This is a genomic window from Botrimarina mediterranea (assembly GCF_007753265.1).
Lineage (GTDB): Bacteria > Planctomycetota > Planctomycetia > Pirellulales > Lacipirellulaceae > Botrimarina > Botrimarina mediterranea.
This window is the reverse complement of record NZ_CP036349.1, coordinates 5,715,694-5,729,780: the sequence shown is the minus strand read 5'-3', so window position 1 is coordinate 5,729,780 and position 14,087 is coordinate 5,715,694. Positions and strand designations below refer to the sequence as shown.

General features: G+C 64.1%; 10 protein-coding genes. 2 read left to right on the top strand and 8 right to left on the bottom strand.

Going from position 1 to position 14,087, the window contains the following annotated elements:
* Positions 1-274: 274 nt before the first annotated feature.
* The 7 genes from Spa11_RS22145 to Spa11_RS22115 all read right to left on the bottom strand — a co-directional run bounded on the left by Spa11_RS22145 (position 275) and on the right by Spa11_RS22115 (position 8,575).
* Positions 275-892: a DUF502 domain-containing protein gene (locus Spa11_RS22145; protein ID WP_145116765.1), complete on the bottom strand. Its 618-nt coding sequence runs from the start codon at positions 890-892 to the stop codon at positions 275-277.
* 429 nt (positions 893-1,321) lie between these two features.
* Positions 1,322-2,053 carry a DNRLRE domain-containing protein gene (locus Spa11_RS22140; RefSeq protein ID WP_145116764.1) on the bottom strand — a complete coding sequence of 244 codons (732 nt, stop codon included), beginning with the start codon at positions 2,051-2,053 and terminating at the stop codon, positions 1,322-1,324.
* Positions 2,054-2,203: 150 nt separating this feature from the next.
* Complete coding sequence (locus Spa11_RS22135) at positions 2,204-3,235, bottom strand: NADP-dependent oxidoreductase (RefSeq protein ID WP_145116763.1); 1,032 nt, start codon at positions 3,233-3,235, stop codon at positions 2,204-2,206.
* An 810-nt stretch (positions 3,236-4,045) separates the two neighbouring features.
* Entirely contained in the window at positions 4,046-4,759 is a 714-nt protein-coding gene (locus Spa11_RS22130) for a sulfotransferase family 2 domain-containing protein (RefSeq protein ID WP_145116762.1), read from the bottom strand.
* A 787-nt stretch (positions 4,760-5,546) separates the two neighbouring features.
* A complete protein-coding gene (locus tag Spa11_RS22125) occupies positions 5,547-6,746 on the bottom strand; it encodes a 5-(carboxyamino)imidazole ribonucleotide synthase (RefSeq protein WP_231933080.1) in 1,200 nt (399 codons plus the stop codon).
* On the bottom strand, positions 6,743-7,201 hold the full coding sequence (gene purE, locus Spa11_RS22120) for a 5-(carboxyamino)imidazole ribonucleotide mutase (protein WP_145117108.1): 459 nt from the start codon (positions 7,199-7,201) through the stop codon (positions 6,743-6,745). Before purE ends, Spa11_RS22125 begins: the two co-directional genes overlap by 4 nt.
* A gap of 375 nt (positions 7,202-7,576) precedes the next feature.
* On the bottom strand, positions 7,577-8,575 hold the full coding sequence (locus Spa11_RS22115; protein WP_197529590.1) for an N-acetylmuramoyl-L-alanine amidase: 999 nt from the start codon (positions 8,573-8,575) through the stop codon (positions 7,577-7,579).
* Between the two features lie 119 nt (positions 8,576-8,694).
* Here Spa11_RS22115 and Spa11_RS22110 point away from each other — a divergent pair, with 119 nt between their 5' ends.
* The gene (locus tag Spa11_RS22110; protein ID WP_145116760.1) at positions 8,695-10,473 is read left to right on the top strand and encodes an endonuclease I family protein; all 1,779 of its coding nucleotides are present in this window, start codon (positions 8,695-8,697) and stop codon (positions 10,471-10,473) included.
* A gap of 163 nt (positions 10,474-10,636) precedes the next feature.
* Here the strand turns inward: Spa11_RS22110 and Spa11_RS22105 are convergent, their stop codons facing one another.
* The gene (locus Spa11_RS22105; RefSeq protein WP_231933079.1) at positions 10,637-11,953 is read right to left on the bottom strand and encodes an exo-beta-N-acetylmuramidase NamZ family protein; all 1,317 of its coding nucleotides are present in this window, start codon (positions 11,951-11,953) and stop codon (positions 10,637-10,639) included.
* 121 nt (positions 11,954-12,074) lie between these two features.
* Here Spa11_RS22105 and Spa11_RS22100 point away from each other — a divergent pair, with 121 nt between their 5' ends.
* A complete protein-coding gene (locus Spa11_RS22100) occupies positions 12,075-13,847 on the top strand; it encodes an ABC-F family ATP-binding cassette domain-containing protein (protein WP_145116759.1) in 1,773 nt (590 codons plus the stop codon).
* Positions 13,848-14,087 lie beyond the last annotated feature (240 nt).

Genomic DNA, 14,087 nt, shown 5'->3' with positions numbered 1-14,087 from the left:
GATTAACTAACGACACGGGCCGGGTCTCCTTCGGGAAATCCGGCCCGTGCTTTTTTATTGGCTTAACAAACTTGTGGGAGTCGTCTCCTGGCGCCGATTACGCGCACCATCGCGAAACGGCATGGGCGCCGTAATCGGGGTCTGGAGACCCCTCCGACAAAGTTTGCTACAACGACAAGAAAATTAACCACAGAGGCATAGAGAGCACGGAGGAAGAAAACAGAGGCGGTTCCTCTGTGCGTCACTCCGTGTCCTCGGTGGCTCTGTGGTTAATCTATTGATGGGTCGCCGTCGCGGCGAAGAGGCTCGTGCCGCGGCCCAGGCGCTCAAACGTCGCCATCACTTCGCCGAACTCACCGGTGATCGGCGTCACGTCCTCCGGCGGCACAATCGCCACCGTGCCGGTCCACGGGTCGGGGCTGCTCGGCAGGTAGACGGTGACGCCCACCGTCGGGTCGCGCTCGACCTCGACGCCGATCCGTGTCCACGGCCCGATGCGCGCGAGCACCGGCCGCAGCGATCCCGTGCCGAGGTTCCCAGTGAGCTGGTCCTTGAAGACGGCGTAGCGCGGGAAGAGCATCGACAGGTAACGCTCGGCGCGCTGATGGAACCACTGGCCCAGCGACTTCTCGGCGAGGATCCCGCAAAGGAAGCAGACGCCGATGAGCGCAGCGACAGTGAGCGTCACCAGCAGCGCGTAGCCGGCGGGTGTGTGAAAGGGAATCCACTCGAGGATCGCCGGATTCCCCGTCACCGCGGCGACGACGCCCCACACGATCGCCCCCGCTTGGGCAAGCAACCACCCCATCGCCGCGAGTGGCAACAGAAACAACACCCCGCCGATCAATGTCGCGCGGAGGAAGGTGAGTACTCGGCCAAAGCGTCGCTGCATGGTGGCGTCCCGGGAGGCGTTCAAGCGAAGCCGCCAGTATCGCGACCAGGCTTAGGACGGAACAAGCACAGCGCGAAGCCGGAAATCGCGGGTGGCCAATAGCAAGCGAAAAGCCGCCCGAAACACGGAGAAAGGGACCACCCTCGTAGAGCCCCATAGAGGGCCCTCTTGTGCGTCCGCGCTCAACCCCGACAAATCAGTCGTCTGGCCCCCTAAACCACCGCCAGATGGCCTCCTAGAGCCCCTCCTGGGCCCATGAGGGCCATCTCGCCCGGAGAGCCTCGATGGAGGGCTTCCTCGGGGTCGAAGGCGTCGGCCGCCGCCCTCGGAGGAGCGGATTCGACGCCAAGAACGGACTTCACCGCGGGCTTCGCTACGCGATGACCCTGGCCACACGCCGCTAACGTGGGAACCGCCCAAGTCCGCGCCTCAGACGCCGCATCGCCGCCAGCAACCGCCCATCGCTCCGCAAAGCGACGTCAACACCGACCAGACCACGAGTTGGCCCGGTTCGGGGATCACGTCAATCGATTCGATCTCGAACTCGATCTGAAACGGCGCTTGGCCCGCCGTGTTTTCCTTCGCCCACCAGAACTCCCGGTCCTGGCTGGGACCTTCGTTGACGCCCTTGAACACCAAGCTGAGCGTCCCATCGCCTAGGTAGGCGTCGTTGACCGCGGAGGTAATATCCCAGCTGTAGATTTGATTGACGATTGCGAGACTTGCATCCCACGACGCGATCGGGCTCCCCGTGAATCCTGGCTGGTTGTTCCAATTGATCGAACCCTCGGTCCACGCATCCGAGACCGCGACGTGCCAATCGAAGAAACCATCTTGCGCGTTGAAGTCCCCCCGGTACGTCCCCGATAGGGTCGCCGAAGCGATTTGCGTTCCGGGCAGATACGCGGGGAGGTCAAACTTCAGATAGGTCCGTGCTAAGCCAGTCCCCGCGAAGTTGTTGCCGACGAAGAGGATGTCGGAGTTGAAGTTGGCGGTGGGCAAGCCCGACATCACGCTGGCGTCCTGGCCGACGACTTCAATCGACGCAAGGGCTACCTGGGCGCTGAAACCCGCGAGCAGCGCGGCGAGGGTGAGCCCGCATCGCCACCTGGCTCGCCGGGACAGAACAGCTCGCCGGGACAGAACTGCGCTACAAGCCATAGAAATGCTTTCCGGTGACGCCTGGGTGCGAAACTCAGTTGCCGTGCACGGTCCCCGGTGTACCCCACGGGACAGGGTCCCGTCAAACTTTTTTCGGGCGATCAAGCCCGTCACCAAGACTAGCCATCCCGCCGGGCGCTTCGCCCCTGGCTACTCGACGTCGAGCCGCACCAGCTGCTTCCCCATGTTCTCGCCCTCGAACAGGCCGATAAAGGCGTCGGGCGCCTGCTCCAGGCCTTCGGCGACGCTTTCTTCCCAGACGACCTTTCCGGCGGCGATCAGCGAAGCCATCTCGGCGATGAATTCGTCTTGGCAGTCGGTGTGGTCGCGGACGATGAACCCCTCCAGGCGGATTCGCTTGCCGATGATCTGGAACAGATTGCGTGGGGCCGCGGGGGGCTCGGTGGCGTTGTAGGTCGAGATCATGCCGCATTCGACGCAACAGCCGTAACGGTTCATCACCTCCAGCGCCGCTTCGAGGTGGTCGCCGCCAACGTTGTCGAAGTAGACATCGATGCCGTCGGGGGCGTGTCGCTTGAGCTCGCCGACGAGGTCGTCGGTCTCTTTGTAGTTGATCACCGCATCGACGCCGGCCGCCTCCTTCAGCCACTCGAGCTTGGCCGGGCTGCCCGCGCTGCCGATCACCCGGCACCCCTTCGCTTTGGCGAGTTGGCAGACCACCGAGCCCACGGCGCCCGACGCGGCCGAGACGAAGACAGTGTTGCCCTCTTGCAGGCGGGCGATCTTGTTGAGCCCCACCCACGCGGTCAGTCCCGTCATCCCGAGCACGCCGAGGTACGCCTGGACGGGAGCGAGATCGGGGTCCACTTTCGTCACGCCCTCGCCGCGCGACTTCCAATACTCGCGCCAACCGAGGTTGCCCAGAACGGTGTCCCCCTCCGCAAAATCGGGATGCCGCGACTCGACGACCTTGCCAAGGCAGCCCCCTTCGAGCGGTTTGCCGATTTCAAAGGGCGGGACATAGCTCTCCCCCGCTTTCATGCGGCCGCGCATGTAGGGGTCCACCGACATCCACTCGTTCTTAACCAAGAACTCACCGTCGGCGATCGGCGAGAGCTCAGTCGTGGTGGTCTTGAAGTTGCTCTTCTTCGGAACGCCCTCGGGGCGCGAAGCGAGTTCAATCTGTCGCGAGCGGGTCGCCTGGGCGGCTTTGGCGGTCATTGTCGTAGGGTCCTGTAGGGGTGTTCGATGAACGCACTCAAGCCGTGGTGAGCGTTAGGGCACTCGGTGGGATCAGTAGGCCGAAGCGATTAACGTGCCAACTCGACCACTTTGCGAAACTTCTTCGGAGACGGCGGCTTTGAAACCGCAAAATATCGCCCCGACGGCTCAACGGTCGGAACTGGCTTCCGCGGAGCCAATGCGGCGGCCCAGCGCCCAGGGAGCTCTCTTTTAGAGATGCGGACTCTTTGCTGCAGCGGCTGCGCGGGCAGCCGGGGTTGAAACAGGATGCTGGGGTCGCAGCGTAGCGGAGCCCCCAGCGAGGTGGAAGGAAGCTCTGCTTCACGAGAATCCGGGTGCAACATCGTCTCGCTAAGCACGGGGGCTACGGCTATCACCTTCGACCCCTGCCACCCGCCGTGCTTCGCCACTTGGCTCGCCAGGCAGAACTGCCCTACAGGCCATTGGATTGCTTCCCGGTGACGCCTGGATGCGGAACTCGGTTGCCGTGCACGGGCCCGGTATACCCCACGGGACAGCACCCAGTCAGCTCCTTTTCGGACGAGCGTGGGGCGCCATTAAAACCAGCAGCGACAAGGCGCCGGTCATCAGCCCCACGGTGTTCCGCCTTGATTGCCGATACGGCCACAGTGAGAAGGGGACCGGGGTCGTCGTTGGAAGCGTGGCGGGGGGCGAAGATCCCCACGGCGGTGGAGGAGACTCATCGATAGCGGTTCATCGGGGGGCTTGGGTACGCTTCGACCCCGGTCATTCGAAGTATTCGCCCCAAGCCCTGGCCGGATGGACTATTTAACGCCGCTCATTCGCACGCAGTTCTGCAATTGTTCGCCGCTCATATCCGAGCAACTCATAGTCTTTCGCCCAGAGTTGATGCACGGCGTCGATCGCCGCATCAGTTAGACTTGCGAGTGCAGGCTTCCGGAAGCTGCGATTGAGGTGCGGGGTTTTCGAAGTAATATCGAGGCGATCGTATACAGACGTAGTATCTTCAGCCATCCGCTCAAACCGACCTATGAAGTCAACAATTTTATTGCCATTTATATCGAATGCATATGTCGATTGGTAGAGTGTTGGGTAAGTAGGTATTCCCCGGAACCTTCGGAGAAAATCGTGTAGAAAGTGTATGTCTGCAGCTTCAAGAATGCGTTGGTGGATTTGTTGGCGAAATGTCCCGTACTCGCGGACGGTCTCGAACACGCGACTGGGGCACCAATAGAGTTTCTTAACGTATGTGAGCGGGGGAGGGAAATTCCAACGGAACTGTGAAACAACCCAATCTATCGGATCGCGGACAAAGACAAATTTGAAGTAGCTATCCCAGTGACCCGCCGGTAGTAACGCTCGGACAATCTCAGGGGGCGCGTGACGGTGGGGGAAAAGCCCCGGTGAGGCAAGGTCTTCACCGCAGCTCTCATCGTAGTGACTGAGTACCGACTCGAGGCTGCTAGTGCCTGTCTTTGGGTTGCAAAAAAAAAGAAAACGCTTGCTATGCGAGAGTATCATTGCAGTCGAGTGGCTAGCATCGTGTCATGTGCGATAGTAGAATGACTCTCATCGGTTCCAGTTAAGCGTATGCGAAGGTGTAAGGGATTATGCACTACTTTTACAAAGATTGTCTAGCTATCGTCGCAAGGTAAATGAGTTGTTGACTTGCTGTCCATTCCGTCGCGGTGGACCTAGTGGCGTGAATTAAAGATCGCAATATTCTACCAGTACGTAGGGTGGGTCGTGACCCACCATGAAGCGGATAACGGCTCTGGGTGCGGTGGGTGGGGCTTAACCCTTGAGCCCTGTAGGGGCGACGGAATGGTGGCGATTCCGTCGCCCCCTACAGGGCTCTCCCTCTTGATGGTTGGCCGGTTACCCAGGGCGTTGCCCTGGGCTATCGTCCAGCGCCCCTACAGGGCTTTCCTTCGTAGGGCAGGCCTTGCCTGCCTGAATCGGGGTCGAGCGTAACACTAATCGCGGTGGATTGCGGCCCAGTCGTCTATGACCAGCCTCAATGATCCGATTCAAGTATCCTCGCAACCCAAAATGCAATATCCACGCCTACGGCAATGGAGATAGAACAAAAAACCACAAGCAACACAGCTGCAAAAAACTTTTTCGAACTACCAATCTTATTGGAAATCAACAACGCAGCGCAGCTCCTCACCAAAGCTATCGCAAGCAATAGAATAAGTGTCTCACCAAGCCAGTACGCGACAAAGCGAAAATCTATGGGAACAAAGTCCATCTGAAAGCACTGGTGGAACCAGTGGTACAGAGTTTGAATTGTCGTAAGTCGAGACTAGCTCCGTAGCCGCTCGCGCGCCGCTCTTGCCGCGTCCCGCACCGCCTCCGGCGTGTCGCCGAGGATCGTGAGGTGGCCCATCTTGCGGCCGGCTCTGGGGGATTCTTTGCCGTAGAGGTGGAGGCTCGCGCCTTCGGCTAATGCGGCGGACCAGTTCGGTTCGCGCGGGGCGCCGTCGGTCGTGTACCAGAGGTCGCCGAGGAGGTTCGCCATCGCGGCGGGGCGGAGCGATTCGGGCGAGCCAAGCGGGAGGCCGGCGACGGTGCGGACTTGTTGTTCGAACTGGCTCGTGCGGCAGCCCTCGATCGTGAGGTGGCCCGAGTTGTGCGGCCGCGGGGCGATCTCGTTCACCAGCAGCGCGCCGTTCCACGTCTGGAACATCTCGACGCACAACAGGCCGACCGCGTCGAGCCCTTCGGCGACGCGCGTTGCGATCCGTGCGGCTTCATGGGCGATCGCCGGCGTCGTGCCGGGGGCGGGCAACACCGACACGTCGAGGATGTGGTCGGCGTGCTCGTTCTCGATCGGGCCGTAGAGGACCGTCTCGCCGTCGAGGCCGCGCGCGACGAGCACCGACACTTCGCGCGTGAAATCGATGAACGCTTCGAGGATGCACTCGCCGGGGCCGATCGCGTTCCAGGTCGCTTCGAGTTGTGACGCGTCCTTGATGACGCGTTGGCCTTTGCCGTCGTAACCCATCTGCGCCGTCTTCAGCACGGCGGGGAGTCCGACCGTGTGGGCGGCGGACTTCAATTCTTCGAAAGAGTTCACCGCGGCGAACGGCCCGACGGGGACGCCGGCCTCTTGCAAGAACGTCTTCTCACGGACGCGATGCTGCGTCGTGTGGAGGACATGGCTGCCGGGGCGGACGGGCGTGTGAAGTTCGGCGACGGCGATCGACTCGGTGGGGACGTTTTCGAACTCGAGCGTCGCCGCATCGACCGACAGCGCGAAGCTGGCGACGCTCCGCAGGTCCGAGAGCAAGCCGACGTGTTCGTGCTCGGCGACGAGGCCGGCGGGCGAGCCGCGGTGCGGCGTAAAGACGTGAACGCGGTAGCCCATCCGCTGGGCGGCGTGCGTGAACATGCGACCGAGCTGCCCGCCGCCGAAGACGCCCAGGGTCGATCCCGGTTGCAGCGCCTGGCCAGGCTTAAGCGCCTCGATCGAGCGGGCGGGGGTCGATGGCGCCGGGCTCACGTTAGCTCCTGAGCGCGGACACGCTCGGCCTCGCCGTCGCGGTAGGCGTGCAGTTTCTTACGCAGCTCGGGCCGCGTGGCGCCGAGGATGCGCACGGCGAGCAAGCCGGCGTTCTTCGCGCCCGCATTCCCAATCGCCAGCGTGCCGACGGGGACGCCGCCGGGCATCTGCACGATCGACAAGAGCGAGTCGAGCCCGCTGAGGGCCTTCGATTGGACCGGCACGCCGAGCACCGGCAGCACCGTCAGCGCCGCGATCATGCCCGGCAGGTGGGCCGCCCCGCCGGCGCCGGCGATGATCACCTTGAGGCCACGGCCCTCGGCCTCCTTGGCGTAGGCGACCATCTCCTCGGGCGTGCGGTGGGCCGAGACGACCCGGGCCTCGAACGGCACGCCCATCGAGGCGAGCGCCTCGGCCGCGAGCCGCATGGTGGGCCAGTCGCTGTCGGAGCCCATGACGACACCAACCAGGGGCTTGCCGGGGGGCGAGGCGATCGGCGTGGCGGCGGCGTCTGGGGTCACGATTCGCGGGCGAGTTGGGAGGTCTTGCCGAAAGGGCAAAGTCTCGCCGGACGTGGGGGGATTCGCAACCCGCAGGGGCAGATGACGCGAAGCGTCCGCTTATTTATTCCCCTCCCTCTTTAGGGAGGGGTTAGGGGAGGGTTTTGTTTGTCCGTAGCGATGTCGTGTTGGAGGTCGAAAGGTCCAGCGTAACGGATACCCAATCCCCACTCCGCTGGACGCGTTTTACCCTCCCCTAGCCCCTCCCTAAAAAGGAGGGGGATACGGGCGCCGGCTTGGCCGTCGAGGGTAATCAATCGCTGTCGTGGATCAGCCGCCGCTGTTCTCGATGATCTCTTTCGCGCCGCCCACCACGCGCTTCCAATCGAACGCCGGGCCGGGGTCGGTCTTGTTCTTTTGGATGTGGTAGTGGCCCATCACGCCTTGGAAGTCGCGGAGTTGGGCTTCGGGGAGGACGCGCGGGATCACCTCGCCGGCTTCGTCGGCCGGGTACTCGCACTTGATCTTCGGGAAGACCTGGCACAACGTCGCGGTGAGCTTCGTTAGCGAGTCGTATTGCTCGGGCGTGAAGTCGTACTGGTAGAGCATCGTGTCTTGGATCTCGCCGACGATGATCTCCGGCCGGGCGGGGTGGCCGACGAAGTCGGGGTTGCGGAGGTCGGTCACCAACCAGCTGGGGAAGGTGAGACGCACGAGGTCGTTCTCGTCCTTGTCGTACCACTGCTCGAGCGTGCTCTTGCTCTTGGCGGAGTAGGCGCCGATCTGGGCGATCTCGACGCCGATCGAGCGGCCGTTGCTGGTGGTGGCGTGCCAGGCGCGTTCCTTGAGGTCGAGCGTCTGGTAGATGGTGCCGTCCACATCGACCATGAAGTGAACGCTCAGGCAGCGGTGGTCGTGGAGGATCTTGAAGCACTGCCGACTGACGCCGCAGACGTCGTAGTGCATGACGAATTGATCGACGACGTCCTGCAATTCTTCGAGCGACCAGCCGCCGCCACGCAGCTTCTCGATCTGCTCGGGAGTGAGCGTCTCCTTGCGGAGGCCGTAGCGGTTGGGCGTGTCGAGCTTGGCCTCTTCTTCGCTGGTGCGCCAGTCGGACTCTTCGATCGGCGCAAAGCGGCGTTCGACGCGGTAGGCGTCGTAGCCGCCCGGGTCGAGCCAGGTGACGACCGGGGCGCCGGTATGGAAGAGCTTGCCGCAGACGACGATCTCGTCGCCGCTGCGGGGGAGCTCTTCACCGGGCTTGCCAGCGAGAGTGGTCGAGGCGAGGCCAAGGGTCAGCAACAGAGCGAGAACGATAGTGCGCACCGCGATCTCCCAAAAACTTTCTTTCGTCTTACGCATTTGTCATGCGGAATCGTTGCAACCGGTCGCCGGCTGGCGACAATGGGTAGTTTGCCGTCCCGCCCCGATTGCCCCGCCTGCGTATGTCTACTGTAGCTGCCCGCCGCCTCGCTTTTGCGCACGTCTTCGTCTGGTGGGCGGCGATCGCCACGGCCGGGCCCTGGGACGCCCCGGCCAGCTACTACAACTCGGCGACCGGCACGGGGGCGACGCTCAAGTCGCAGCTCCACAACATCATCGATGGGCATACGTCGCGGTCGTATGGCGACCTGCGTACGCTGCTGCAGGTGACCGACGCCGACCCGGACAACCCGGGGCACATCCTGCTGGTGTACGACCGCGTCTCGCTCGACCTGTCTTCGATCAACTCCGGGAGCATCCCGGGCTGGGACAGCGGCAACAGCTGGAACCGTGAGCACACTTGGCCGCAGAGCCTGGGCGTGGGATCGGGAGGGCCCGATACCAGCGACATGCACCACCTGCGTCCGTCGACCAACAGCGTCAACAACGCCCGCGGCAACAAGCCCTTCGGCGGTTCTTATGGCCAGCCTTACGGCGACGCGGGCGGCGGCTACTGGTACCCCGGCGACGCCGACGCGGGGATGATCGCCCGCGGCATGTTCTACATGGCGGTCCGCTACGACGGGTCGGACAGCGGGACGGGCAACCTCGAACTCGTCAACGGCTCAGGCGGGGGCAGCACCATCGGCGACTTGGCGAGCCTGCTCGACTGGCACTACCGCGCGGCGCCGGACGACTTCGAACGCCGCCGTAACGACATCATCTTCGACAGTTACCAGTACAACCGCAACCCTTTCATCGACCACCCCGAGTACGCCTGGAGCGTCTTCGTCGATCAGCAGAACGACACGCAGTTATCGATTGCGGGGGCGACGGCGTCGGCGGACGGTTCTTCGACGCGCGACATTGATCTGGGACGCGTCTTCGTCGGCGGCGCGGCGCCGAGCCAAGTGTCGGTCGGGCTCGACAAGAATGGCGTGGACGGCACGTACTTCCAAGTCACGGCAACCGGCGCCGCCTTCACCAATGCGGGTGAGTACTCGAAGCCTGTGCCGATGGGTTCCTTAGCGGGGGCCTTCGACAGCTTCGACGTCGGCCTCAACGCTTCGACCGCGGCGGCGGGCTCGTACACGGGCTCGGTCATCGTCGATAACCTCGACGTCACCACCGCCGGCGGCGCGGGCCGCGGCGCGAACGACGGCAACGATGTCGTGAACCTGGCGTTCGACGTGGTGAACCACGCCGTCGCATCGTTCACGGACGACGTGCTGACGACGTCGCTGACGATCGATTTCGGCCAAGTGACGATCGGCAGCGGCACGCTCGCCGAAGAGTTGTCGATCTTCAACTTCGATGGGACCGGCGCGCCGGCGTTCGCCGCGGACCTCGACATCGACAGTGTTGCGATCGTTGGCGATGGCGGCATGTCGCTCGATCTGTCGCCGACCTTCGGCGTCGAGCAGGGCGCTGGCGTCGTCTTCGACGCGATCTTCGACACGTCGAGCCTCGGCGAGTTCGCCAACACGTTCACGATCCATCTGTCTGACGAGGACCTCGTCGGCGCACAACTATCGACCCTGTCGTTGACGCTTCTCGGCGAAGTGATCGCGGCGCCGGGCCTCGCCGGCGACTACAACGGCGACGGCCGCATCGACGCCGCCGACTACACCGTGTGGCGCGACGGCAATTCGCCCGACAACTCGCCGGCGGGTTACGACGTCTGGGCGGCGAATTACGGCGAATCGATTCCCCAGAGCACGAGCGTGCCGGAACCGACTGGCGTCCTGATGGTGCTGGCGCTATTCGTAGGGTCCGCTGTGCGGACCGCACGAGTGGCGTAACCGTACATTATTGTTAACGACGGTGATTGCACGAACCGGGGGCTAAGGCCCCGCGGCTGATGAGTTGGCGGCGTTGATCGTGGCGCTAGCCGCGCGCGGCGTTACGAGTACGCATGCCTCGGATGGTGATGCCAGCCGCCAACCACGGTCCGCACAGCGGACCCTACTTGTACATCAACACCGCTTCGCGGCGCTGGCGGTAGGCTTCGACGCCTTCGCGGGCGAGGGCTTGGAGTTCTTCGACCGACGCGCCGGCGTTCACCGCGTCGTGGACTTGCTTGTTGATCAACAGGCGGTTGTAGCTCTTGGTGTCCCAGTCGTCGGGGTAGAGCTTGCGGAGCGTCGCGGCGATCGCCATGCCGACATCGGTGGCGCCCAGCTTCGCGGCGTCGGTGAGGATCACGTCGACGCCGCCGCAGCGCTCGCCGGCGAACTTGCTCGACTCGGGCGTGAAATAGCGCGGCACGAAACGCACGCCGGGCGTGTTGGCTTCGTTCAAGGCGGCGGCGAGTTCCACCGGCTTCACCCACGGCGCGCCGAAGACCTCGAAAGGTGTGTCCGTGCCGCGACCAACGGAGACGTTCGTCGTCTCCATGATGCCGAGGCCTGGGTAGAGCAGCGCCTGCGAGAGCCTCCGCATGTTGGGCGACGGGTCGGTCCACACGAGGCCCGTCTGGTCCCACGTCATGCTGCGCCGCCAGCCCTCGCACGGCACGATGACGAGCTCGACCTCGATCGGCCCCTGCTCGTCGCCCTCTCGCTTGAAGAGCTTGGCCAACTCGCCGATCGTCAGGCCGTGACGGAGCGGCACGGTGTGGAAGCCGACGAAGGACTCTTCGCCCGCGTCCAGCATCGGGCCTTCGAGCGTGACGCCGTCGATCGGGTTCGGGCGGTCGAGCACGACGAACGCGATCCCCGCGTCGGCCGCCGCGCGCATCGCCAGCTTCATCGTTGCGGGGTAGGTGTAGAACCGGCAGCCGATGTCCTGGATGTCGAACACCATCGCGTCGATCCCTTCCAGGTGCTTGGGGTCGGGCTTACGGCGCGGACCGTAGAGGCTGACGACCGGAATGCCGGTGGGGCCGTCCAAGCCGTCGTCGATCTGCGACTGATCGAGCTCGCCACGGATGCCGTGCTCGGGGCCGAACATCCGCACCAACTCGACGCCGTCGGCCTCGTTGAGCACGTCGATCGTCGTGCGGCCCGCCGAATCGAGGCCGGTGTGGTTGGTGATCAGCCCGACGCGCTTGCCGACGAGGGGGACGAAGCCGTCGCGCTGCAGAACGTCAACGCCAAGCAAAACGGGCTGGTCCGCAACCGCGAGCGGCGAGAGCAGCAGCAGGAAAGCGAAGAGCACGCGATGCATCGGCGCCTCGTGAAGAAATGGTTGGAACGCCCGTAGCGTACTCGACCAGCAAGCCCCGGCGAGCCGACGACGCAAGTCGTCGGAGTGCCTGCGCGAATGGGTGGTGATCTGCATTACGAAGCCAACTCCGACGACTTGCGTCGCGCGCCTCGCCTTGGACCGTTGATCACGACGTTCAGACAGTCGAAACTTGTCTTCCCTCGCCCCTGGCCCCCAACCCCTCGCCCCTCCCGCCGTGCCTGTCGTTCTCTCGCTGCAAGCCGCCCACAAGCGTTACGGCCACCAGATGCTGCTGGACGACGCCAGCTGCGCGCTGACCGACGACCAGAAGGTCGGCCTGATCGGCCGCAACGGCGCCGGCAAGAGCACGCTCTGCCGCATTTTGCTGGGCGAAGAGGACCTCGACGCCGGCGAGGTGGTCCGCAGCAAGAAGCTCCGCCTCGGCTACCTGCGGCAGCACGACCCGTTCCTGCCGGGGGAGACGGGCATCGAGTTCCTCCAACGCGACAGCGAGCAGCCCGACTGGCGTTGCGGACAGGTGGCGTGGCAGTTCGCCCTCGGGGACGACATGCTCAATCGCCCGGTTAAGGAGCTGTCCGGCGGCTGGCAGACGCGGGTGAAGCTCGCCGCGCTGCTGCTGCACGACCCAAACCTCTTGGTGCTCGACGAGCCGACGAACTTCCTCGACCTACGGACGCAGATCCTCCTCGAACACTTCTTGCGGGACTTCAAGGCGGGCGTCCTCGTGGTCTCGCACGACCGGTCGTTCCTCAAGCGGACCTGCACGCACACGTTGGAGCTGTCGCGGGGCTCGCTGACGATGTTCCCGGGCGACGTCGACGCCTACATGGCGAACCTCGACGACCGCCGCGAGCACGACAAACGGCTCAACGCCGCCACGTTGGCCAAGCGGAAGCAGCTCGAGCAGTTCATCGCCAGCAACCGCGCGAACGCCAACACGGCCAGCCAGGCCCGCAGCAAGGCCAAGCAGCTCGAACGGCTGGAGCTAGTGGAGGTCGCCGGCGACGAGGCGAAGGTCCACTTCTCGTTCCCCGCGGTCGAGCCGCGCAAGGGGCCGGCGGTGCGGACCGAAGGGCTGGCGATCGGCTACGAGGACCGCGTCGTCGCCGACGACATCCACATCGAGATCGAGCACGGCAGCCGCGTCGGCGTGGTGGGCGACAACGGCCAGGGCAAGACGACGTTCCTGCGGACGATCTGCGAATCGCTGCCCCCCAAGGACGGGACGCTCAAATGGGGCTTCGGCTGCCAGCTGGGCGTCTACGCGCAGCATGTCTACACGACGCTCAACGCCGAGGAGTCGGTGCTCGACTACCTCGACCATCAAGCCGCGAAGGGGACCACGCACCAGCAGCTCAAGGATGTGGCGGGCAGCTTTCTGTTCTCCGGCGATTTGGCGGAGAAGAAGATCAAGGTGCTCTCCGGTGGCGAGCGCGCGAGGCTGGTGCTCGCCGGGCTCCTTTTGGAGCAACACAACGTCTTGGTGCTCGACGAACCGGGTAACCACCTCGATGTCGAAACCGTCGAGGCCTTGGCAAGGGCGCTAAAGAAGTACCAAGGGACCGTGATCTTCACGAGCCACGACCGGCATTTTATGCACGAGGTGGCGACGGCCGTCATCGAGGTCGGCGGCGGCCGGGTCACGAGCTACCCCTCAAGCTACGACGACTACGTCTACCGGATCACCAAGGAGATCGACGCCGGCCTCCGCGCGACGCCGGGTGGGGGCGGTTCGAAGACTGACGGCGCCGACGCAGCAAAGCGCGACGGTAAGGCCGACCGTGAGGCCCAGAAGCGGCTCAAGGCGGTCGAGCGCAAGATCGCCAAGCTCGACGACGAGAAGAAACTGCTCACCGCCGAGATGGCGACGACCTACGACCCGGCCGAGCTGACGGAGCGGCAGACGAAACTGGCGGAGATCGCCGCCGAGGTCGAGACGCTCGAAGCCGAGTGGGTCGAGCTCAGCGAAGCCACCGGGGCTTGGTAGGGTCCGCTGTGGGGACCGTGGTTGCCGGTTTGGAGTGTTCAGCCGATCCGCCACGGAGAATCCAATGAGCGGTCCGCACAGCGGACCCTACGAAGGTCTGAACATGTGTTTAGAGGCCCGTAGCGGCCCCGTAGAGCGACGTTTAGGGTTCGCCCCGACAATCGGTACCCCCGCCGCCTTCGGACGCCTTAAACGGTCTCCTAGCGGCCCGTGGTGATACCCCCCGTTCGGGTGTGACTC

Bases quoted from the DNA above. Each gene is read 5' to 3' on its own strand.
- Spa11_RS22145 (WP_145116765.1), bottom strand. From the start codon at position 892: ATGCAGCGACGCTTTGGCCGAGTACTCACCTTCCTCCGCGCGACATTG.
- Spa11_RS22140 (WP_145116764.1), bottom strand. From the start codon at position 2,053: ATGGCTTGTAGCGCAGTTCTGTCCCGGCGAGCTGTTCTGTCCCGGCGA.
- Spa11_RS22135 (WP_145116763.1), bottom strand. From the start codon at position 3,235: ATGACCGCCAAAGCCGCCCAGGCGACCCGCTCGCGACAGATTGAACTC.
- Spa11_RS22130 (WP_145116762.1), bottom strand. From the start codon at position 4,759: ATGATACTCTCGCATAGCAAGCGTTTTCTTTTTTTTTGCAACCCAAAG.
- purE (WP_145117108.1), bottom strand. From the start codon at position 7,201: ATGGGCTCCGACAGCGACTGGCCCACCATGCGGCTCGCGGCCGAGGCG.
- Spa11_RS22110 (WP_145116760.1), top strand. From the start codon at position 8,695: ATGTCTACTGTAGCTGCCCGCCGCCTCGCTTTTGCGCACGTCTTCGTC.
- Spa11_RS22105 (WP_231933079.1), bottom strand. From the start codon at position 11,953: ATGCAGATCACCACCCATTCGCGCAGGCACTCCGACGACTTGCGTCGT.